The organism is Mycolicibacterium sp. TUM20985 (genome assembly GCF_030295745.1).
Lineage (GTDB): Bacteria > Actinomycetota > Actinomycetes > Mycobacteriales > Mycobacteriaceae > Mycobacterium.
Map to the genome: position 1 here is coordinate 5,892,366 of NZ_AP027291.1, position 20,674 is coordinate 5,913,039.

Consider the following 20,674-nt stretch of genomic DNA (forward strand, 5'->3'; position numbering starts at 1 on the left):
GGACCTGCAGTCGTCGCGCCCGATGTCCCGGCGCGACGCACTGCGCTACGCCGCCGCGACGTCGGCGCTGGCCGGGCTGGGTGCCGCAGCGGGTGCTGGCGCGCCGGCGGCGTCGGCCGCCGCCCCCACGTTGATCGACTTCGCCATGCGTCAGGTTGCGGCGCGGGACATCCGGGCGGCAGGACACTCGGGGGTCATCAACTACGTCTCGACGTCACGGCCCGGATCGTCATTCGGCGCCAAGCCGATCACCCTGCCCTACGCGCAGTCACTGACCGCCGCCGGGCTGGTCATCGTCAGCAACTACCAATACGGGAAGCCGGGTGGGACTGCGCCGTCGGACTTCACCCGCGGGTACGCCGGGGGCGTGGCCGACGCTCGTACCGCCTGGCAGTTGCATACCGCCGCAGGTGGCGGGCAGAGCGCGCCGATCTTCTTCAGCGTCGACGACGACGTCAACCGGGATACCTGGAATAACGTGGTGCTCCAATGGTTTCGCGGGATCAACTCGATGATCGGCGTGCAGCGCACCGGCATCTACGGCGGTATCAATGCGTGCCAGTGGGCTGCCGCCGACGGAGTGATCGGACGTTCACGCTCACCCGGTCACGTCTGGGCGTGGCAGACGCGGTCGTGGTCGCGCGGGCAGATCTACCCCGCCGCCGTTCTCTACCAGCGCGTGGTGAGCACCGCGTCGAATCCAGGCCCGGTCGTTGGCGGGCTCGAAGTGGACGTCAGCGACGTACTAGCCCAAGATTGCGGCCAGTGGAACCTGCATCCGTGAGGGTGTAGCCACCCGAGCTGGACCGTGGGGCCCCGAGATGCGAGAAGCCCTGCCCGCCAACGCGCCGCTGCAGAACGCTGAAGCAGTAGCGCGTGGCCACCTCCGAGGCCCGACAGGATTGACCGTGCAAAATAGTCGGTCACGATTGCGTAAGACTTTTCGCGTAACCCCAACCACCGTTGTCGACACCTCCCTATAGCTCACGCGGCGCCGTCACCCTGACGGCCCGAATGAATAGAAGGAAGTGCAGCATGATGATGACACGCAACCGCGGATTCGTGACGGCCTGCGCCGCAGCCGGGTTCCTAGCCCTCGGCGTTGGCGCCACCGGTGGAACACCTGCCGGCGCATCGCCGGCGACCATGCCGGCCTCGGCGACCTACATCGCCGATCTGCCCGGAGGGCCCGGGAGTGAGACGATGACAGTAGCCATCACGATGCGGGACGACGACGTCGTCGCGTACGCGACCAACGGCACCAACGAAGACGCGTACTTTCTGGGCACGTACGAAGACGATGGCATGCACTTGATGTCGATCTACGGCGACGTACTCAAAGCGTCGTTCGACGGCACGAACATCGCTGGCGAGGTCACGATGAACGAGGCTAACTCGGTGCCGGCGAAACTGACCGCCGTGCGGGTCGGGGCGCCAGCAGGCATCTACACGGCCGCCATGGGCACCTCCCGCGCCACCTATGTCGTTCGCCCCGACCGTTCGGTCGTCGGCGTCATGGACAACAGTGCTCCCGGCGACCACCGGGTTACCGACGCCATCATGGCGAACGAAGACGCCTTCAAGGACAGCGTGCGTCAGATGCGACTCGACCGCTCGGCCAGCCAAGCACCTTCGCTGAACACCGACACCATGGAGGGTGAGATGGGCGGTCAGCGGTTCCGCGCGGTGGCAGTTACAGGCGACATGTCCCTCTGATGACCTCAGCCATGCGCTGCCGCTTGGGTGCGAACGCCACCAAGTCCATCAAAGCCCCCATTCGTGCTCTCCTGCTTGCGATCACTGTGCTGGCCGCAGCGCCGCTCGCCTTCGCGGAGGCGGACCCCATAATTCCCCAGGCGGGTTCGGAGCCAGCCGATGCGACGATCAGGGACTTGCAGACAGCTGGATTCGATGTCCGTATCAATTACTCGAGTGGGACTCCGAACGTGCCACTCTCCGAATGCAAGGTCACCGATATCAACAATCCCAACGGCCCCACGGCCAGCATGCTGACGTTGTCGACCATCTATGTCAGCATCAGTTGTGCCAACGCAAAGTAGTGCGTGGTACTCGCTGAGGTATGCCTTTACATGTGGGCGAACGCATGCTTGAGCCAATTGCATGCCGCCAGGTGTGGTGCACATTCTGTCGGTCATCGTGTAGCGGGGCGGTACCGACGGCGTGGCCTAGGTACGTGTGGTGAACGGCAGCTGGCAGGGAGTACCCCGCATTCAGCACCATGCCGCATCGGTGCTCGTAACTGCCTACGAGCGAGGCGATTTGGTGTGCGTCAACGTCGCCCTAGCCAATCGGAAGGGGCACGCCCATATTTCGCGCGTGTGGCCGTCGGCGTCGGTATCAGCTGGAAGCATCGTCTGAGTGCTCGACCAGCCACGATGCCTCATTGCGGTGAACCCGGCGGCGCTCGGCCACCATCAGTACGGTCGCGGCCCCACCGATCACCAGCGCACCGACGACCAACGCGCCTGCCCAGCGCGGCTGCATGTACCCGGCAGATGCCAGTGCCGAAACGAGCACGGTAACTGCGACGGCCAAGAGACCAAAGGCGGGCAGTGCCACGCGGCTTCGGAAGGCTACGCCCGCATGTGGCTGGGTCGTGCGGTAGTGATCGATCGGATCATGTCGAGAATCCTTGCTCATGCTTACGTGGTGTGCGGCAACGGCGGATTCGTTACACGTCGCCAAACAGGGCCAGCGCGCCGCGATGATCACCGCCGAGCTGCATGTTCCGGCGCACAGTCAGCCGGGTCGAGCCGACCGACGCCGAGTGGCCACGTACGGCACGCTTTGACGCGTCAGCCGTCACATCGGTGGCCACTCGGCGCTGGTGTCGATGTCAGCCTTGTCGTTCTCGCACAGTGTCTTTCGCGTCCTGCGCACGACCCTGCACGTCCTGGGCGGCGGAAGTGCCCTCGTCCTTGACGGTGCTGGCCGCCTCAGTCGCAGTGTCCTTCACCGACTGAGCGGCCTGCTGCGCGGGCTCCTTCAGGTGCTGCGCCGCCTCCTTGGCAACGTCGGTGACTTCCTGCTGCAGCGGCTGAGCCTTCTCCTTGACCGCCACCGCGACCTGTTGCTCCGTCTCGCTCGCCGGGATCATCGCTGCGACCACGAGGCCAGCGCCGAAGGCGATCAGACCGGCCGCAAGCGGGTTGCCCTGGGCCTGCCTGCGTACCGCGGAGGGTGCGGACTGCGCAGCATCCGTCGCCGACGACATCGCCGACTGGGCAGAGTCACTGATGGACGACGTGCTGTCGTGAGCCGAGCCCATCACGCGTTCCCGTATCCCGCCGACCGCACCGCTGACCTTGCCGACCTGGCGTTTGGCCATCGTGCTCGGCTTCGCCTCGTAGGCCAGGGTGTCGACGTTGGTGCTGAGACGGCTGCGGGTCCGCTCGATCTCGGCGCGGATCTGATCGGGGTCGTTGCTGCTGGTCATCGGGTCTCCTCGGGTCGTGGGGTGAGCGCATCAGGAATACGTTTGATGGTGTCGGTCGTGCGGGGCAGTCCCTTGACTGCGGTCAAGGCGGAACGTCCCATGAGGGCCAGCACCACGGCGATGATCGCCCAGACGAGCATCACCACCAACGCCGACCAAGAACGCCCGATGGCATTGCCGAGCGCCCACCAGCCGGCCACCGATAGGAACATGAGCACGAAGAAACCGGCCACGGCGGCACCGGCGAGCATGCCGACGCCCTTCCCCGCACGGCTGGCTGTCTGCGTTGCTTCCGCCTTGGCGAGCGCCAACTCCTGACGCATCAACTCGGAGAGGTCGCTGCTGACCTCGCCTACGAGTTCACCCAGCGACGGCGCGGGCGCAGCGGCATGATCTGGACCGCTGTACTGGGCACTCACGGATTCAGGTCCCGTCCGCTATATCCCTGCGGATGGCCGGGCGCCGGCTCGGACGAATAGCCCAGTGGTCGTTCGTATCCCGGCGGCGGCGGCGGGTAATTAGGTGCCGGCGGTGGGTAGTTGGGCGTGGCAGGCGGGTAGTTGGGCGCGGGAGGTGGGGGCGTGTAGCCGGAAGCCGGGTCGTATCCCCCGCTGGGCCCGTAGCCGGGCGTCGGCGGATAGGTCGGAGCCGATGGCGACGGCGGCGGCGCGTACCCGGTTGCGCGGGTGTCGGCGATCGGTGCGCGGGACACCGCTCCGTCGTTGCTGTCGTCACTCGCCGCTTTCAGACCGCGTCCGAGGCGGCCGACGAGGAGGCCAGCACCGGCCGCAAGCGCCAGGAACGTTCCAGGGCGTTGCCGTGCGAAGCGGGTGACCTCGTCGACGACGTGCCCGGGTTCGCGCTGCTCCAACCACGACGCCACCGCGTCGGTGCGCTGACTGGCTTGATGAACGAGGTCGGTTGCCATGCCGGATTGCTCCGAACCTTGCGCCATCGTGCTCAGTTCCTTGCTGAGCGAACGCAATCCACTTGCCACCCGTTGCTGTTGAGTCGCCGCCTGCTCGGTGAGTTCGCCTCGCGTTTGGTGCACGAGATGCTTGACCTGCTGCGTGGCTTCGGAAGCCACCTGGCTGGCCTGCTCGCCGGCAACCCCGGCGACGTGCTTGCCAGCGTCGCGTGCCGTACCTGCTACCTCGGCGGCTTGATCCTTGGCGACATCGGCGGTGGGCTGCTGCTGCTGGGGACGCTGCGGATACTGCGGACGTTGTGCACCAAAGTCACGGTCGAGGCCGTTGGGTTCGCCCGCCGGGTATGGCGCCGGATAGGCCCCACTGCCGAGCAGGGGATCGTTCGCGTGAGTCATGGGCTTCCCTTCGTGTTCGGACTACGGATCCGAGGCCGCCGGCCGGTGATCGTTGGCCTGTAGGTCGCTCTACCCGCGAAAATTGACGGGAAACGAGAAACACCGGAATCAAACCGTGGGTCGCGCTAAACCTCTCGCGTGCTGCACTGCTCGCAGAACGTGGCGTGCTGGTCAAGTGCCCTCGAGAACTCGACCGCGCTCCGCACGCCGTCCAACTGCTGATGACGACGGCCAAGGCTTCAGCTCGGGTCAGGGCGGCGATATGACTCCAACCGCCGATGCGCTCACGAATTTCGGGTCAGACTCGCAGGGTGAAGGGAACCGCCATGCGACGGTCGGCATACGAACGCCTCCGCGCCGCTCACCTCGGTGCGGTGCAGGCCGCACTCGACGATCACGTCGGCCGCCTCGACTGGTCGGCGGAGAAAATTCGCCGGCACCGCGACCATGGGCTGCGTTCGCTACTTGCCTACGCCCGCGAGCGTTCTCCGTTCTACTCCGATCGACTGCGGGGCCTTGACATCGACGCGGCCACGCCAGCCGACCTGGCGTCCCTCCCGATGCTGACCAAGGCGGAGGCGCAGGGCCAGTGGGATGCGATCGTGACCGCAGCCGACCTCGATCGCGCAGCCGCTGAACGGGTGCTGAGTGAACAAACGTGGTTCTCGTACACGCGTCACGATCAGCAGATGTTCAGTTCGGGTGGCTCCAGCGGAGTGCGCGGGGTGTACGTCTGGGATTGGCAATTCTTCATCTCCTCGGCGTGCCTCGCGTGGCGCGTGCAGGCCCGCGAGGAGCGACGCCGCGGGCCCGGACCGATCTCGCGGCTCGCGGTCCTCACCGCCGGTGTCCCGCCGCACGCCAGCACACCGTTGTTCGACGTGCCCACCGCCGCAGGTATGGACACCGCCGTCATCGAAGCCGGGGCTCCGTTCGAAGAGGTACTCGCGGCCGTCGAGAAGTACGCTCCGACTCACCTCGTGGGCTACGCGAGCGTCATTGGCCGACTGGCCCGCGCATCGTTGACGGGCGATCTCCACATCCGTCCCGAGCGGGTGAGCACCAACTCGGAGCCGTTGCTACCGGAGGACCGAGACGCGATCGTCGATGCTTGGCGAGCTCCCTTGCACAATCTTTGGGGCTCAACGGAACTCGGCGTTCAGGCCGTCGGCTGCGGCAAAGGTGCGGGCCTGCACATCTGCGAGGACGAAGTGATCCTCGAACGGGTCGACGCCACGGGAGCACCCGTGGGGCCCGACGAACCTGCGGTACACACCCTGGCCACGGGCTTGTCGAACCGTACGTTCCCCTTCATCCGGTACGACCTCGGCGATGACATCGCGATGATGTCCGAACCATGTCCGTGCGGCAGCGCGTTCGCCCGGGTGGCCGACATCAGCGGTCGCCGCGACGACGACTTCGTCTACGGCTCACACACGGTGCCCGCCAGCGCCTTTCGGCACGTACTCGGAACGGACCGACGCATCGCCGAGTATCAGGTGCTTCAGACCGCGGACGGTGCGGAGGTACTGGTGGTCGCCGACGGCGAAATGCACTCGCTGGCTTCGGCGTTGGTCGCGGCGATGCAGCGCTTCGGCGTTGCCCACCCGACGATTCGCATACGCACCGTTGAAACCCTGGGTCGCAACCAGGCCAGCGGCAAGCTCAAGCGCTTCGTGCCACTACCGGTTCGCTGACGGGGTCAGAGTCGGCGTCACGGGCGGTCGCTGCGCTGCTCCACCCCGTCCCCGAACCGGAACCTGCGCCCGGTGATCTCGTTGGGCACGATGCGGATGAAGCGATTCTTCGTCGTCGTGATCCACGACAGCACCTTCGCACGTTCAGCTTCGGCGAGTTCTGCGCTGCCCAGCACATAGGCCCGCCCCTTGACGACGACACTCCAGCCCTCGTCGACACCGTGGTCATCGACTTCGAAGGCGACCTCGGCATTGGTGATCGCGTTCGACAGTTTCGTGCCTTCGGCGGTGCGCAGCAGAATCGTGTGTTGCTGGACGACGAAATTGACCGGGAAGATATCCGGCCGGCCTTGGACACTGGTGGCCAGTCGGCCCAATGTGTTGCTGGCCAGTAGGTTCCAGCTGTCCCGATCGTCGAGCTCGCTCACTGGATTGACTTCGAAAGCGGTCATCGTGGGTCCAATCGGTCCGTGGGGATCCGCGGCCCACCAGTAACGCCGAGAGCCTACGTTCACGACAGTAAGTCACGTGCCTCTCCAGCGTCTCGGGGCATGGGTCACCGAGGGCGGGGCACAAAGTCACACCTGGCCGCGCGGCGCCGTGTACTTCTTTGCTTCTGCGGCGTGGATCGCTGGGGAGCGTCGGACGCGGCGACACCAGGAATATGTGGGGATGTGTCCCCGTTTATGCCTATGGCCGCGAAAGGGCCTCCCCCGCTAGTTAGGAGACGTCATGACCAGGATCGCCGTGATCATCACCAGTACCCGCCAAGAGCGCTTCGCCGACCGACCGGCCGCGTGGGTGACGGAGCGACTACGCCGCGAGGGCCTGGACGTGGACGTCATCGATATGCGCGACCACGACCTACCCAGCTTCGACGGCGGGTCACCGATGTATGCCCCGCGTCAGTACGCAACGCCGGCGGTCGCTGAGTTCGGCCGTCGGATCGACGAGGCCGATGCGTACATCGTGCTGACCAGCGAGTACAACCACGGATACACCGGTGTGTTCAAGAACGCAGCCGACCATCTGTTCGCTGAATGGGACCGTAAGCCGATCGCATTCGTGGGCTGGGGAAACGTCGGCGGTGCGCGCGCAGTGGAGCAATTACGAACCATTGCAATCGAATTCGGGATGGTGCCCATTCGCCCGGCGGTGCACATCCTGCCCGACGTGCTGGTGCCCGCGATGACGGCGTCCACCTTTGATGGCGAACTCTTCACTTCATTGGCACCGAAGCTCGACGCGCTGGTGGAGGAGTTGATCTGGTGGGCGGGCACGTTGCGCCGGGCGCGGGGCCCCGTGTCCTCGGTTTGACTCTCAAGCACAGGCCAGCTCAGTTGTGCAGCGCTCGGCGAATCTGGGGGTCGCTGGGAGCCGGCGGCACTTCGACGGAGATCTCGTGGAAGATCAGACCGGCCAACCACAGCGCGACCAGTCGGGCGCTGGACCGCGGAGCGTGATCGGCGGTGCGGTGGATGAGACCCGCGTTGGCAATCAAGAGCGCCGCCATGTCGACGGGGGTTGCGTCAGCGCGCACCTTGCCGCTGCGTACCGCGCGCTTGAACACCGTGGCGATGGCGAGGTGGTGGCGAGCTCGGAGTTCTTCGACGTGCGGCGACAACGGTCGTAGCGATGCCAACAGATCGGCCAGTCCTCGGTTCGTGGCCTGCAGCGCGCAGGTGGCGGTGACGCAATCCCGCAACGCGATCACCGGATCGGCTGCGCAGGCGGCGTCTTCGGCGAGCTCGCAGTAGCGCTCGAGGTGGCCCGTGTAGACCTCGGCAAGCAACACCTCTCGAGTTGGAAAATGCCGGTACACCGTCGCATTCCCAATCTCGGCGCGCCGGGCGATCTCGTTCAGCGATACCTCCACCCCTTGTTCGGCGTACACCGCCTCGGCGGCGTCCAGCACAGCAGTCCGATTGCGTTGGGCATCGGCACGCACCAGCGAACCCCTTTGGTCGTCGAACGGAATATCTGGGGATAACTCCCCGTTTAATCTTACGCCCGGATAAATGGGGAGGTCTCCCCGTATAGGAGGAGTTCGGCATGAAAGCAGTAGTGGTCACCGAGTACGGCGGTCCGGAAGTTCTTCGGCAGGTGGACATCGACGAGCCGCACGCTGGTCCCGGCCGGGTCCGCATCCGGGTCCACGCCGCGACTGTCAATCCCGCGGACGTGTTGCTGCGGATCGGCGACATCGACGAGGCGCTGCGGGCGAGCACGTTGTCGCCGCCGTACCGTCCGGGCATGGAGGTCGCCGGACTGGTCGACGAGATCGGCCCCGGCACGACTACCGACATCCGCGTCGGTGACCGCGTGATGGCGATCCTGATGCCGATCGACGACTCCGGCGGTGCCTACGCCGAATACGTCGTCGTCGACGCCGACCAGGTCACCGCCGCGCCCGCCGGAAGCAGTCACGCCGAGGCAGCCACGTTGCCGATGAACGGTCTCACGGCTCGGCGGGCGCTCGACGTGTTGAACCTGGCACCTGGTGACACCCTCGCAGTCACCGGCGCCGCGGGTGCAGTCGGCGGTTATGCCGTCCAGCTGGCGAAGGCCGACGGACTCCGGGTGATCGCCGACGCCGCCCCCGCCGACGAGGAGCTCGTCTCGGCCCTCGGCGCCGACGAGATCGTCGCGCGTGGATCTACTGTGGGAGAATGCATTCGGCGGCGTCACCCCGAAGGTGTCGCGGCGGTTGTCGACGCCGCGTTGCAAGGCGACGAGGTCATGCCAGCGCTGCGCGACGGCGGTCAGATCGCCATCGTTCGTCGCCCCGGGGAGCGCGGCACCTCGACGCTCCATCCCGAACGCGACATCACGATCCGCGATGTGTGGGTGCCCGACTACACCCACGCGACCGACAAGCTCGACAGCCTTCGCGCCCTCGCGGAGCAGGGCCAGATCACGCTGCGGGTGGCACAGACATTCCCCGCCGCGGATGCCGCCGCGGCACACCGCGCCATCGAACAGGGCGGCGTCCGTGGCCGCCTCGTCCTCACCTTCGACTAGACCGCTCTTCAACCAGAAAGGGACCATCGCGATGAAACCCATCGGAGTCGGCATCATCGGCGCCAGCCCGGGCACCGGATGGGCCGCCGCAACGCACGTTCCGGCGCTGCGGGCCCTGCCGCAGTACGACCTTCGTGCAGTTGCCACCAGCCGCCACGAATCAGCTCGGCGCGCTGCTGCCGAATGGAAGGTCGATGCCTTCGACGATCCACGGCAGCTGATCGCCCATCCCGGTGTTGATCTCGTCGTCGTCGCCGTGAAAGTTCCCGGCCATCACGACCTGGTGACGCAGGCACTGACGGCAGGGAAGATGGTCTTCAGCGAGTGGCCACTGGGCGTCGACCTCGCGGAGGCCGAGGACCTGGCCGCGATGGCGGCCGCGGCCGGTGTTGGCAACGTGATCGGCCTCCAGGCTCGATTCGACCCGGTGGTCGCACACCTACGGGCCCTGGTTCGGCACGGCTATCTCGGCCGGGTGTTGGCGACGAATCTCGTTGGTTCAGGCCAGGCCTGGGGTGCGATCACCGATCCGGCGCACGTCTATCAGTACGACCGTCGCAACGGCGTCACACCGCTGTCGGTGTCAGTCGGTCACACCCTCGACGCGCTGACCTTCGTCCTCGGCGACGTCGCCTCGGTCACCGCAACGCTCGGGATCGGCCACCGGGACATCACCGTGCTGGACAGCGCACCGATCAGCTCCACCACGCCTGACCAGGTGGCGGTGACCGGTGGGTTGGAAAGCGGAGCGGTTGCCTCGATCTTTTACCGAGGCGGCCTCTCTCGCGCGGGTGACCTCCGGTGGGAGATCAACGGAACCGACGGCGATCTACTGATCACCTCCCCCGCCCCCAACGGCAACATCCAGGCCACCGAGTTGGTGCTGGCGGGCGGACGCGGATCGGATGGCCACGTGCAACCCATCATTGCGCCCGACGACTACTCCGGCGGCGGATTGCCTGGCCCAGCCCGCAATGTGGCGGCGCTCTACGCGGCCTTCGCTCGCGACCTCAGCGAGGGCACCGCAGTGGCTCCGTCTTTCGGCGACGCGGTGCGGTTGCACCGGTTGGTCGACCGGATAGCCCGCGGTGCATCCACCGCTGGGGTGAAGATGACAGGTGATTCCGAGGAGTCATCATGCGCGCTGCAGTCCTGACCGCCTACAACGCCCCGCTGCGGGTGAGCGAGATCCCCGATCCCACCCCGGGTCCCCGCGAAGTCCTGGTTCGCGTCATGGCCAGCGGTGTCAACCCACTCGACATCAAGATCCGCCGGGGGGAGGCCGCGCACGCGAAGATGGCGCCCCCGGGCGTTCTCGGCATCGACATGGCCGGGGTGGTGGAGGCAGTGGGGGCACAGGTCGACGAATTCCACATCGGTGACGAAGTATTCGGCATGACCGGCGGAATCGGCGGCGTGGCGGGGTCGCTGGCCGAACTGGCCGCGGTCGATGCGCGGTTGATCGCTCACAAACCCAAAGCACTGTCAATGGAGCAGGCTGCGGCCCTTCCGCTGGGCTTCATCACGTCCTGGGAGGGGCTCGTCGACCGTGCGGATGTCGCTGCGGGGCACCAGGTACTGATCCACGGCGGCGCGGGCGGAGTCGGTTTCCTCGCGGTGCAGCTCGCCATCGCCCGCGGCGCGCAGGTGTTCGCCACCGGAGGCCCCTCGAGCCAGGACGCAATCCGCCAGGTCGGGGCGACCCCCATCGACTACACGACGAGTGCAGTCGCCGAATACGTCGCTGAGTACACCGGCGACGAGGGCTTCGACATCGTGGTCGACAACGTCGGCGGCGCCACGCTTGACGCTTCGTTCGCCGCGGTCAAGCGCTACACCGGCCACGTCGTGAGCGCACTGGGATGGGGCACTCACAGCCTGGCGCCCCTGTCCTTCCGCGGAGCCACCTACTCGGGGGTGTTCACCCTGATGCCGCTGTTGAGCGGCCGCGGCCGCGAACACCACGGCCACATCGTGTCTCAAGCTGCCGCACTCACCGACGGTGGCAAGCTGGCCCCTCGGCTGCACTCGACGACCTTCACCCTCGACGAGGTCAACGACGCCCATGCGATCGTCGAGAACGGCGCCGCTACAGGCAAAGTGATCGTGCTGCCACCGCTGTAGCCGGCTACCAGCTAGCAGGTACCGAGCACACCGGTCAACAGGAGTCCGTGATGGCCGCGAACACTGACGACATCAGCCGCCGATCGAGGGAACATCGATGGGCATCCTCTTAGACACGTCCGCCGACATGAAGAGAGACACCCCGATGGACTGGAACTCCAGCGACACCGCCGTGGTATTCATCGACCCGCAGAACGACGTCCTGAGCCCCACCGGAATCAACTGGGCGGCGACCGGCGCCAGCGTCACGGAGAACGACACCGTCGCGCACATGCTCGCCATCTTCGAAGCCGCGAAGGCCGCGGCGTTCGGGATGTTCATCTCGCCGCACTACTTCTATCCCACCGATCACCGCTGGCTGTTCAACGGCGCACTCGAGGCCGACGAACTGCGCACCGGCACCTTCGACCGGCAGGGCCCGTTGACCCTCGACGGGTTCGACGGCTCGGGAGCCGACTGGCTCGAGGAGTTCAAGCCCTTCATCAACGATCCGGGCACGGTGGTCGTCAGCCCGCACAAAGTATTCGGCCCGCAAACCAACGACCTGACTCTGCAGTTGCGTAAACGGCGGATCAACAAAGTCCTCTTGGGCGGGATGCTCGCGAACATGTGCGTCGAGTCGCACCTGCGCGATCTCCTCGAACAAGGCTTCGAGGTCTACGTCGTACGCGATGCCATCGCCGGTCCACGCCACCCCGAGTGGGGGGATGGTTACCAGGCCGCTCTGGTCAACTACGCCTTCCTCGCCCACGGGGTGGTCTGGACCGAGGATGTCGTCACCGCAATGCGGGCCACGCATAGCCGTTGACCGACAGAAGGATGCGACGGAGACGGTCAGCGGGACGAGCCGTGCGGCTTCACCCAACGCCACTGCCGCGTGGAGCATTCCTGCGCGTCGGGCACCCGATCCCGCACTGCGGCAACCACACCCGGCCACCACTGCTGGTCATAGTCGTCTCCGGACAGCCAACCGCCCGGGGCGACCTTGGGCAGCCAGCCGTCGATGTCGGCGACCACACTGTCGTACTCGTGGCGGGCGTCGAGGTGCACCCAGGCCAGGGACCCGTCGGCGAAGAGCGCGGCAGCGGCCGGTGACGGGCTGACCAGAAGGTGCACCTGGTCGGCGAACCCACACCCGATGACGTTGCGGTGCAACTGTCCGGCGAGGGTGCCGCCACCATCGGCGACGGCGGCGGCATGAGAATCCTTGTCCGCGGTGCCCTCGCGTCCGCTGCCACGGCAGGAGTCGACGCCGACGACGGTGAAGTCGCGATTCGACTCGCTCACCACCTCGGCCAGCGAACACAGGCTGCGGCCGAGGTAGGAACCAACCTCGACGAACGTGCTGCCCTCGGCGAAGGTCGCCACGGCCTCCTCCTGCAGGTCGCGCCAACCGAACCAGCCGTGAATCTGCGACCAGTGTGATGGCGGCGAAGCGTGGTCTTCGGCGGGTGGGCTCACGTGTTCAGATCCTTTCCGAGCCGTCACCGTCGAGCATCCGACAGCACGCCTCGCTGAATGCCAATGGTCCCCGTCGCTCGCATTCGCTGTTGACACTCTGGCGTGGGGTGAACCGCCACGAACGATCTGGCACCAGGACAGTGTCGCCCCCACAGGGCGTCCACACCACGTCGGCAACCCGTCGCGCAGATCATCGCGGGGGGCTGCACCCGGTTTGATCATGGCAATCGGCCAACGGATATCGTTGGTAGACAGAGTGTTTCGCTCCGGTACGCGTGCCTGAACTCCGCTGCTCGCTTACCCTCGCATCTCGACAATCGAGCGTGAGTCGGTACAGTCGAGGATTACCATGGTCAAGAAGCGCAACGTTCGACGATTGGCACTAGTGCTGGTCGTCTTGGTGATGACCACCGCGCTCGGATCTGCGACTGCCGGGGCCGCCGAACTCAGCGATTATCTCTGGGATCGCCGTCCCTTGCTGGTGTTCGCGCCGACGGACAGAGATCCGAGGGTCGGTGAAACGCTGAGTCGAATCGAGGCCACTCGCTGTGACTTCGTCGGTCGTGACATGGTGTTTGGCTTGGTGGTGACCGAGGGCAACAGCACGCTCGATGGTCAAGGCATCAGCGCCGATGAGTCACGACGGCTGAGGAACCAGTACGCGATTGGTGAGACCGCCTTCGGCGTGCTGTTGATCGGAAAGGACGGCGGCGAGAAACTGCGCGTCAACGAGGTACCGGATCTCCAAGCCATCTATGCCGTGATCGATGGCATGCCCATGCGCAGCCGCGAGATGAGCACCAATGCGAGTCGGTGTTGATGTCGGAGACAGCGGTGAACAGGCATCGATTACAGCTTGGACTAGTCGGCATCTTGGTCGCACTTCTGATCGTCTCGTGCGGAAGCGCCGGGCGAACCGCCAACGCAGACGAGACGACGAACCCGCCGACGACACCTAGCTCGGCCGCCCAGGCCGTCACGCTCGTCGACCTCGACGAGGCCAGCGAGGTAGCCACCTGGACAACGGTCAACGACCCCGTCATGGGCGGTCAGTCGACCTCGAGGATCACGTTCGGCGATGGTGGCCTCGTGTTCTCGGGCGACATCTCGCTGGAGAACAATGGCGGGTTCGCCTCGGCGCGCAGCCCGCAGGACCCCGATATCGGGCGACGAGCCACAGGCGCGAAGTCGCTGCGCGTGCGCGCTCTGGGCGACGGTAAGACCTACGTACTGAAGGTCGGCACTGCCGGGCAACCTTGGTCCTACATCCAGCGCTTCACCACCGAGGCCGCCGTCCAGCGGATCTACGAACTCCCCATTGCAGGCTTTCAGCCCGTTGGCCAGCGCCTCGATCCCGCACCCGACGCGCCGCAGACTTTGGACCCGTCGAACATCGACCAGGTTTCGGTCTACATCCTCGACAAACAGCAGGGCCCCTTCGAACTCACCATCAGCACGATCGACGCGACGACCTGAGGACTGAGTGGCAGCGCTACGCTGGTGGTCCAATCTGACCGGATTGCTTTGCGGCGCAGGTCAATCGCGGACTGAAGAGGTCCGCCCACGCGAAGTCGTCGACGACCCCGAGCGCCGCGCATTCACGCGTGCGTGGCGAGTTCCTCGAACTCGGTGACGTTGTCGAGTTCGGTGCCCATCGCGACGTTGGTGATCTTCTCCAAGATCACCTCGACGACGACCGGCACGCGGAACTCGGCCATCATCGCCATCGCCTTCTCGAACGCTGCCCCCAGCTCGTCGGGTTCGCGGACGCGAATAGCCTTGCAGCCCAAGCCTTCGGCGACCTTGACGTGGTCGACTCCATAGCCCTCCAAGTTCGGCGAGTTGACGTTGTCGAACCCGAGCTGCACCCCGTAGTCCATGTCGAACGGCCGCTGGGCCTGACGGATGAGCCCCAGGTATGAATTGTTCACCAGGACATGAACGAAGGGCAGTCGGAACTGCGCGCCGCAGGCGAGCTGCTCGACCAGGAACTGGAAGTCGTAGTCACCGGAGAGCCCGACCACGGTGGCCTCGGGGTCGGCTACGCACACGCCCAGCGCAGCGGGCACCGTCCAGCCCAGCGGGCCGGCTTGGCCGGCGTCGATCCAACCCCGCGGCCGATATACGTGCAGGAACTGCGCACCCGCGATCTGGGACAGCCCGATGTTGCTGACGTAGCGGGTGTCCCGCCCGAAGGCCTTGTTCATCTCCTGGTAGACGCGCTGCGGCTTGATTGGTACGTCGGGGAAGTCGGTGCGACGATGCATCGTCTCCTTGCGATCGACGCACTCGGCCACCCACGCGGTGCGGTCGGGAAGCCTCCCCTCGTCCCGGCGTTCGTGGGCCACTTCGACGAGCCGCTCCAGCGCCGCGCGGGCGTCGGAGACGATGGCGTAGTCCGGGGCGAAGATTCGTCCGATCTGCGTCGGTTCGATGTCGACGTGTACGAACGTGCGGCCGTCGCGATAGACGTCCAGCCCTCCGGTGTGCCGGTTTGCCCAGCGGTTTCCGATGCCCAGCACGAAGTCCGACGCCAGCACCGTGGCGTTGCCGTAACGGTGCGCGGTCTGCAGCCCAGCCATGCCGGCCATCAGCCGGTGGTCGTCCGGGATCGTGCCCCAGCCCATCAGGGTGGGGATCACCGGCACGTCCAGAATTTCGGCAAGCTCGACCAGCAGCTCGGCGGCATCGGCGTTCACGATTCCGCCGCCCGCGACCAGCAGCGGGCGCTCGGCGGCGCAGAGCATGTCGATCGCCCGCTCGGCCTGCTCCCGGGTCGCGGCCGGCTTGGTCACCGGCAACGGCTCGTAAGTGTCGATGTCGAACTCGATCTCGGCGAGCTGTACGTCGACGGGCAGATCGAGCAGGACTGGCCCGGGCCGTCCTGAGCGCATGACGTGGAACGCGCGTTGGAACGCCCCGGGTACCTGAGCGGGCTCCATTACGGTCTCGGCCATCTTGGTGACGGGAGCGGCGATGGCCGCGATGTCGACGGCCTGGAAGTCCTCCTTGTGCAACTTCGCGACCGGCGCCTGCCCGGTGACCACGAGCAGAGGCACCGAATCGCCCCACGCGGAGTACAGCCCGGTGATGGTGTCGGTGCCGCCCGGGCCGCTGGTGGCCAGGCACACCCCGATGTTGCCCGGTTCAGCCCGGCTGTAGCCCTCTGCCATGTGTACGGCGCCCTCGACGTGGCGACCGAGGTAGTGAGTGATGCTGCCGCGCTTGCGCATAGCGGAGTAGAGCGGATTGATCGCCGCACCAGGGACACCGAACGCACACGTGATGCCTTCCCGTTCCAGGACGAGGACGACGGCATCGATCGCGCGCATGCGGGCCATGTCAGGCTCCCTTGGTCGGGTTGGATAACTGCTGGACGAGCAGAAGCAACGCGCTGTGATCCAGCCCGCCGTGTCCCTGGGCCCGAAGTGCGCCGACCAACTGGGCGACGTGAGCGCCGAGCGGAATAGTCACGCCGGCTTCGCGAGCGGCCGCGGTCACGATGCCAAGATCTTTGTGGTGCAGGTCAATTCGGAAGCCCGGCTCGAACGTACCGGCGAGCATGCCCGCGGCCTTGCGGTCCAGGACGGTGCTGCCGGCCAGGCCACCGCCGAGAACCTTGATCGCAGCGTCGAGGTCGACACCGTGCGCGTTCAGGAACACGATCGCCTCGGCCAGCAGTTCCAGGTGCCCGGCGACGATGAGCTGATTCGCCGCCTTGACCGTCTGTCCCGCGCCGGTCGGTCCGACGTGAACCACGGTGGAACCCACCGCTTCCAGCAGCGGACGGGCCCGTTCCACGTCGGCGTCCCCGCCGCCGACCATGATCGACAGCGTGCCCTCGACGGCGGCCGGTTGTCCGCCACTGACCGGGGCATCGATCACCCGCAGGCCGCGTTGTTCACCTTCGGCGGCGAGGCCCCGCGCCACGTCGGGCCGGATCGACGAGCAGTCGATGTGCAGCGTCCCGGGCTTGGCGTTCGCGTGGATGCCATCCTCACCGTGGGCGACTGCCTCCACGTCGGGACTGTCCGGCAGCATCGTGATGACGACCTCGGCTTCGGCGGACGCGGCAGCCACGGTGCCCGCGCGGGCACCGCGCTCGGTCAGCCGCTCGACGGCCTCCTGGCTGCGGTTCACGGCGATGACGTCATGGCCCGCCTCGACCAGGTTCGCGGCCATGGGCTCGCCCATGATGCCGAGGCCGATGAATGCGATCGTGGTCATGTCGCCCTCCCTGCGGTGTTGGCGGCCGCCCGGCGTTCGCGAGGCAGCCAGTGAAGTCCGGCTTCGGTGGTGGTGGCGGGCGCGTATTCGAGGCCGACCCAGCCGGTGTAGCCCCGGGCCTCTAGTTCACGAAGGGGCGTGTCGAGATCGAGGTCACCGCTGCCGGGCTCGTGACGGCCGGGCGCATCGGCGATCTGGACATGGCCGATGCGCGAGTGATGTTGCGCGACTGCGGCATTGAGATCATCGCCGTTGGTGGCCAGGTGGTAGAGGTCGGCGAGCAGTCGCAGGTTGTCCGCACCCGACTCCCGCTCGACACGGTCGAGGACGGCGACGACGTCGGCCGCCGTGCGCAGCGGGTAACGCGGAGCGCCGCTGACGGGCTCCAGCAGTACGACCGCGCCGATGCGGGCTGCTGCGGTGGCCGCATGCGCCAGGTTCTGCGCGGCCAAGTCGTTCTGGGCGGCGGCGTCCTCGTCATCGAGGCGGTTGCCGTAGAGAGCGTTGAAGGCGTGGGTTCCGAGTTGGCCGGCGATGCCCACGGCCACCTCCACACCGTCTTGGAATTCCGCGGCGCGCCCCAACCAGGACAGCAGGCCCCGGTCACCCGACGGCATGTCACCGGCCGGGAAGTTCAGTCCGACCAACCGAACCCCGGCGTCGGAGATTGCCGTCACGAAGGCGTCGACCTCCGGGTCGGACGGGACGGCACGGTCGAAGGGCCACCAGAACTCGATGGCGTCGAAACCCGCGGCATGCGCTGCCGCCGGACGTTCCAGCAGGGGTGACTCGGTGAACATGATGGAGCAGTTCGCAAGGTAGGGAAGTTCGTGTCGCATGCCATTCTTCCGTATCGTGGAAATATACATCTGCTATGTGGAATCTACGGGTGACCCAGCTCACGGTCAACCCCCTTTGGCCGCAGTAGGTGTAAATTCCGCAATGCGGAACGAACTGAGGGAGCCGGGCGGCGTGGACGAAACTCGCGGGAGCGGTGTGCAGTCGCTGGACCGCGCCATCGCGTTGCTGGAGCACCTGGCGGATGCGGGAGGATCCATGAGACTGGCCGAACTCGAGGCCGCCACCGGACTTCCGCTGCCGACGATCCACCGGCTCCTGGGGTCGCTGGCACACAACGGCTACGTACGGCGGGAGCCCTCCCGGCGCTATGCGCTCGGCCCGCGGTTGATCCGACTGGGCGAGACGGCCGTGCGCGCCCTTGGCGGCAGCTGGGCCGGGCCGCGATTGGCCGAATTGGTGGAGGAGATCGGCGAAACGGCGAACATGGCCGTGCTCGAGGGCGATGCCGTCGTCTACGTGGCGCAGGTGCCGTCCGCCCATTCGATGCGAATGTTCACCGAGGTGGGTCGCCGGGTCTCCGCGCACAGCACCGGCGTGGGCAAGGCACTGCTTTCCCAGCTGCCGAACGGTCAGGTGCTGGAGTTGCTGCGGCGGACCGGAATGCCCGCCTCGACGCCTCGCACGCACACCGATCCCGCGGCGTTCCTCGCCGAACTCGACGAGATACGCGAGCAGGGGTGGGCGGTGGACGACGCCGAGCAGGAGGCCGGAGTCCGGTGCGTCGCCGTACCGGTCCTCGACGCGCCCGCCTGTTCGGCGTTGTCGGTGTCGGGACCGTCTGGCCGCATCACCGCGGGCCGCGTCGTCGAGATCGCCCCCATCCTCATCCGGGTGGCGAAGAGTCTCAGCCGCGATCTTCACGGTGACCCCTCGGTCTGAGATCGGCCGCGTTCGCTCCTGGCCTAAGGTCGTCATAGGTATGTGACGGTTGACACACGCCTCCTTAGCGCGCAGTCTTCCATTAGTCGGTAGTTAGATTCCGAAATATGGAAGCCGAGGTAGACGATGACGTCGACGCAGGTCAGGGCGGCACCGACCGGTGACATCACCGGCACGATGGCCGACGAACTCCGTCGACGGCTCTCGCCGGACCGAGTCATCACCGACCGGACTCGCCTCAAGGCCTATGAGTGCGACGGGCTCACTGGTTACCGCGTGATCCCCGCACTGGTAGCACTGCCGGAGTCCACCGAGGAGGTGGCGGCCGTGGTCGCGGCGTGTGCACGCGCCCACGTCCCGTTCGTCGCCCGTGGTGCGGGCACCGGCTTGTCGGGCGGCGCCCTGCCGGTTGCCGACGGCGTGGTGGTGTCCCTGGCGCGGATGCGTCGAATCCTCGACATCGACGTGGCCAATCGGCGGATGACCGTCGAGCCCGGCGTCACCAACGCCGACATCAGCCGCGCCGTGGTCGCACACGACCTGTACTTCGCCCCCGACCCGTCCAGCCAGACGGTGTGCACCATCGGTGGCAACATCGCCGAGAACTCGGGCGGCGCGCACTGCATGAAGTACGGCTTCACCAGCAACCACGTGCACGGCATGACGCTGGTGCTGCCCGACGCCACGGTGGTCACCGTCGGCGGGGATGGGCCCGAGGTGGTCGGCCCGGACCTGCGCGGCGCCGTGATCGGTTCCGAGGGAACCCTCGCGATCGCCACCTCCGTCACCGTGCGCCTGATGCGCCGCCCCGAAGCCGTCCGCACGCTGGTGGCCGACTTCACCAGCCCCGCTGCCGCGGGTGAGGCGGTCAGCGGCATCATCGCGGCCGGGATCGTCCCCGCCGCAGTGGAAATGCTCGACGCACTCGCCATCGAAGCGTGCGAGGCCGCCGTCCACGCCGGTTTCTCCCTCGACACCGCTGCCGCACTCGTCGTGGAACTCGATGGCCCGGCGCACGAATGCGACGAGGGGTTCGCCGAGGTCGAGCGGATCTGCCGCGCCGCCGGCACCACCGGAATCCGGTTCGCAGCCGACGCCGACGAGCGCGCACTGATCTGGAAGGGCCGCAAGGCCGCCTTCGCCGCGATGGGGCGGATCAGCCCCGACTACTACGTGCAGGACGGCGTCATCCCCCGCACCCGCCTCGGCGAGGTGCTGGCGAGCATGCAGGAGATGGCCGACGAGGCCGGGCTGCGAGTGGCGAACGTCTTCCACGCCGGAGACGGCAACCTGCACCCGCTGGTGCTCTACGACGCAGCGGTGGAGGGGGAGTCCGAGCGTGGCGAACACCTGTCCACGGCGATCGCGGAGCTGTGTGTCCAGATGGGCGGGTCGATCACCGGCGAGCACGGCGTGGGTACCGACAAGGCGTGCTCGATGCCGAAGATGTTCTCCGAGGACGATCTGGCGGTGATGAAGCGGCTGCGTGCTGCGTTCGACCCGGACGGAATTGCCAACCCCGGCAAGATCTTTCCCACCCCGAGGCTATGTGGCGAGCGTCCCGGACCCTACCGCGTGCATCCTCTCGAGGCAGCTGGCGTGATCGAGCGCATGTGAAAGACG

Annotated in this window: 23 protein-coding genes; 13 read left to right on the forward strand and 10 right to left on the reverse strand. The window is 66.7% G+C overall.

Features of this window, described 5'->3' with window-relative positions:
• The first annotated feature begins 22 nt into the window (after positions 1-22).
• From QUE68_RS28660 to QUE68_RS28670, 3 genes are all read left to right on the forward strand, one after another.
• The gene (locus tag QUE68_RS28660; RefSeq protein WP_284234742.1) at positions 23-784 is read left to right on the forward strand and encodes a DUF1906 domain-containing protein; all 762 of its coding nucleotides are present in this window, start codon (positions 23-25) and stop codon (positions 782-784) included.
• Between the two features lie 251 nt (positions 785-1,035).
• Entirely contained in the window at positions 1,036-1,716 is a 681-nt protein-coding gene (locus QUE68_RS28665) for a hypothetical protein (RefSeq protein WP_286274871.1), read from the forward strand.
• Positions 1,716-2,060, forward strand: coding sequence for a hypothetical protein (locus QUE68_RS28670; protein ID WP_286274872.1), 345 nt, complete (start codon positions 1,716-1,718; stop codon positions 2,058-2,060). Before QUE68_RS28665 ends, QUE68_RS28670 begins: the two co-directional genes overlap by 1 nt.
• 298 nt (positions 2,061-2,358) lie before the next feature.
• Here QUE68_RS28670 and QUE68_RS28675 read toward each other — a convergent pair whose 3' ends face one another.
• From QUE68_RS28675 to QUE68_RS28690, 4 genes are all read right to left on the reverse strand, one after another.
• Entirely contained in the window at positions 2,359-2,661 is a 303-nt protein-coding gene (locus QUE68_RS28675) for a hypothetical protein (protein WP_286274873.1), read from the reverse strand.
• A gap of 196 nt (positions 2,662-2,857) precedes the next feature.
• On the reverse strand, positions 2,858-3,457 hold the full coding sequence (locus tag QUE68_RS28680) for a DUF3618 domain-containing protein (RefSeq protein WP_284234522.1): 600 nt from the start codon (positions 3,455-3,457) through the stop codon (positions 2,858-2,860).
• Positions 3,454-3,876, reverse strand: coding sequence for a phage holin family protein (locus tag QUE68_RS28685; protein ID WP_284234523.1), 423 nt, complete (start codon positions 3,874-3,876; stop codon positions 3,454-3,456). Before QUE68_RS28685 ends, QUE68_RS28680 begins: the two co-directional genes overlap by 4 nt.
• Positions 3,873-4,781 (reverse strand): hypothetical protein, encoded by a 909-nt coding sequence (locus QUE68_RS28690; RefSeq protein WP_284234524.1) that lies wholly within the window; start codon positions 4,779-4,781, stop codon positions 3,873-3,875. The genes QUE68_RS28685 and QUE68_RS28690 overlap by 4 nt, the downstream gene beginning before the upstream one ends.
• Positions 4,782-5,059: 278 nt before the next feature.
• Here QUE68_RS28690 and QUE68_RS28695 point away from each other — a divergent pair, with 278 nt between their 5' ends.
• On the forward strand, positions 5,060-6,478 hold the full coding sequence (locus tag QUE68_RS28695) for a phenylacetate--CoA ligase family protein (RefSeq protein ID WP_454786447.1): 1,419 nt from the start codon (positions 5,060-5,062) through the stop codon (positions 6,476-6,478).
• 17 nt (positions 6,479-6,495) lie between these two features.
• Here the strand turns inward: QUE68_RS28695 and QUE68_RS28700 are convergent, their stop codons facing one another.
• Positions 6,496-6,930 carry a pyridoxamine 5'-phosphate oxidase family protein gene (locus tag QUE68_RS28700; protein ID WP_284230360.1) on the reverse strand — a complete coding sequence of 145 codons (435 nt, stop codon included), beginning with the start codon at positions 6,928-6,930 and terminating at the stop codon, positions 6,496-6,498.
• Between the two features lie 280 nt (positions 6,931-7,210).
• Between QUE68_RS28700 and QUE68_RS28705 the strand changes: the two genes are divergently transcribed.
• Positions 7,211-7,795, forward strand: a complete 585-nt coding sequence (locus tag QUE68_RS28705) for an NADPH-dependent FMN reductase (RefSeq protein ID WP_284234525.1) — start codon at positions 7,211-7,213, stop codon at positions 7,793-7,795.
• Between the two features lie 19 nt (positions 7,796-7,814).
• Here QUE68_RS28705 and QUE68_RS28710 read toward each other — a convergent pair whose 3' ends face one another.
• Positions 7,815-8,426, reverse strand: coding sequence for a TetR/AcrR family transcriptional regulator (locus tag QUE68_RS28710; RefSeq protein WP_284234526.1), 612 nt, complete (start codon positions 8,424-8,426; stop codon positions 7,815-7,817).
• 104 nt (positions 8,427-8,530) lie between these two features.
• On the opposite strand from QUE68_RS28710, the gene QUE68_RS28715 reads away from it, so the two are divergent.
• The 4 genes from QUE68_RS28715 to QUE68_RS28730 all read left to right on the forward strand — a co-directional run bounded on the left by QUE68_RS28715 (position 8,531) and on the right by QUE68_RS28730 (position 12,431).
• Positions 8,531-9,499 carry an NADP-dependent oxidoreductase gene (locus tag QUE68_RS28715; protein ID WP_284234528.1) on the forward strand — a complete coding sequence of 323 codons (969 nt, stop codon included), beginning with the start codon at positions 8,531-8,533 and terminating at the stop codon, positions 9,497-9,499.
• Positions 9,500-9,530: 31 nt separating this feature from the next.
• Positions 9,531-10,655, forward strand: a complete 1,125-nt coding sequence (locus tag QUE68_RS28720; RefSeq protein WP_284234530.1) for a Gfo/Idh/MocA family protein — start codon at positions 9,531-9,533, stop codon at positions 10,653-10,655.
• The gene (locus QUE68_RS28725; protein WP_284234531.1) at positions 10,637-11,623 is read left to right on the forward strand and encodes a zinc-dependent alcohol dehydrogenase family protein; all 987 of its coding nucleotides are present in this window, start codon (positions 10,637-10,639) and stop codon (positions 11,621-11,623) included. Before QUE68_RS28720 ends, QUE68_RS28725 begins: the two co-directional genes overlap by 19 nt.
• A 97-nt stretch (positions 11,624-11,720) precedes the next feature.
• Positions 11,721-12,431 carry an isochorismatase family protein gene (locus QUE68_RS28730; RefSeq protein ID WP_284234532.1) on the forward strand — a complete coding sequence of 237 codons (711 nt, stop codon included), beginning with the start codon at positions 11,721-11,723 and terminating at the stop codon, positions 12,429-12,431.
• A 26-nt stretch (positions 12,432-12,457) separates the two neighbouring features.
• On the opposite strand, the gene QUE68_RS28735 is transcribed toward QUE68_RS28730, so the two are convergent.
• On the reverse strand, positions 12,458-13,084 hold the full coding sequence (locus QUE68_RS28735; RefSeq protein WP_284230361.1) for a class I SAM-dependent methyltransferase: 627 nt from the start codon (positions 13,082-13,084) through the stop codon (positions 12,458-12,460).
• Between the two features lie 403 nt (positions 13,085-13,487).
• Between QUE68_RS28735 and QUE68_RS28740 the strand changes: the two genes are divergently transcribed.
• A complete protein-coding gene (locus tag QUE68_RS28740) occupies positions 13,488-13,904 on the forward strand; it encodes a DUF4174 domain-containing protein (protein WP_286274874.1) in 417 nt (138 codons plus the stop codon).
• A gap of 53 nt (positions 13,905-13,957) precedes the next feature.
• Positions 13,958-14,560 (forward strand): CIA30 family protein, encoded by a 603-nt coding sequence (locus QUE68_RS28745; RefSeq protein ID WP_286274875.1) that lies wholly within the window; start codon positions 13,958-13,960, stop codon positions 14,558-14,560.
• A gap of 122 nt (positions 14,561-14,682) precedes the next feature.
• Here the strand turns inward: QUE68_RS28745 and gcl are convergent, their stop codons facing one another.
• From gcl to QUE68_RS28760, 3 genes are read right to left on the reverse strand one after another with little or no spacing between them, the layout of a single operon-like run.
• A complete protein-coding gene (gene gcl / locus QUE68_RS28750; protein WP_284234537.1) occupies positions 14,683-16,425 on the reverse strand; it encodes a glyoxylate carboligase in 1,743 nt (580 codons plus the stop codon).
• A gap of 1 nt (position 16,426) precedes the next feature.
• Positions 16,427-17,362 (reverse strand): 2-hydroxy-3-oxopropionate reductase, encoded by a 936-nt coding sequence (locus QUE68_RS28755; protein ID WP_284234744.1) that lies wholly within the window; start codon positions 17,360-17,362, stop codon positions 16,427-16,429.
• Positions 17,308-18,150 carry a hydroxypyruvate isomerase family protein gene (locus tag QUE68_RS28760; RefSeq protein WP_284234539.1) on the reverse strand — a complete coding sequence of 281 codons (843 nt, stop codon included), beginning with the start codon at positions 18,148-18,150 and terminating at the stop codon, positions 17,308-17,310. Before QUE68_RS28760 ends, QUE68_RS28755 begins: the two co-directional genes overlap by 55 nt.
• A gap of 133 nt (positions 18,151-18,283) precedes the next feature.
• On the opposite strand from QUE68_RS28760, the gene QUE68_RS28765 reads away from it, so the two are divergent.
• Positions 18,284-19,051, forward strand: coding sequence for an IclR family transcriptional regulator (locus tag QUE68_RS28765; protein WP_286274876.1), 768 nt, complete (start codon positions 18,284-18,286; stop codon positions 19,049-19,051).
• Positions 19,052-19,177: 126 nt separating this feature from the next.
• Positions 19,178-20,668, forward strand: coding sequence for an FAD-linked oxidase C-terminal domain-containing protein (locus QUE68_RS28770; protein WP_284234541.1), 1,491 nt, complete (start codon positions 19,178-19,180; stop codon positions 20,666-20,668).
• Positions 20,669-20,674 lie beyond the last annotated feature (6 nt).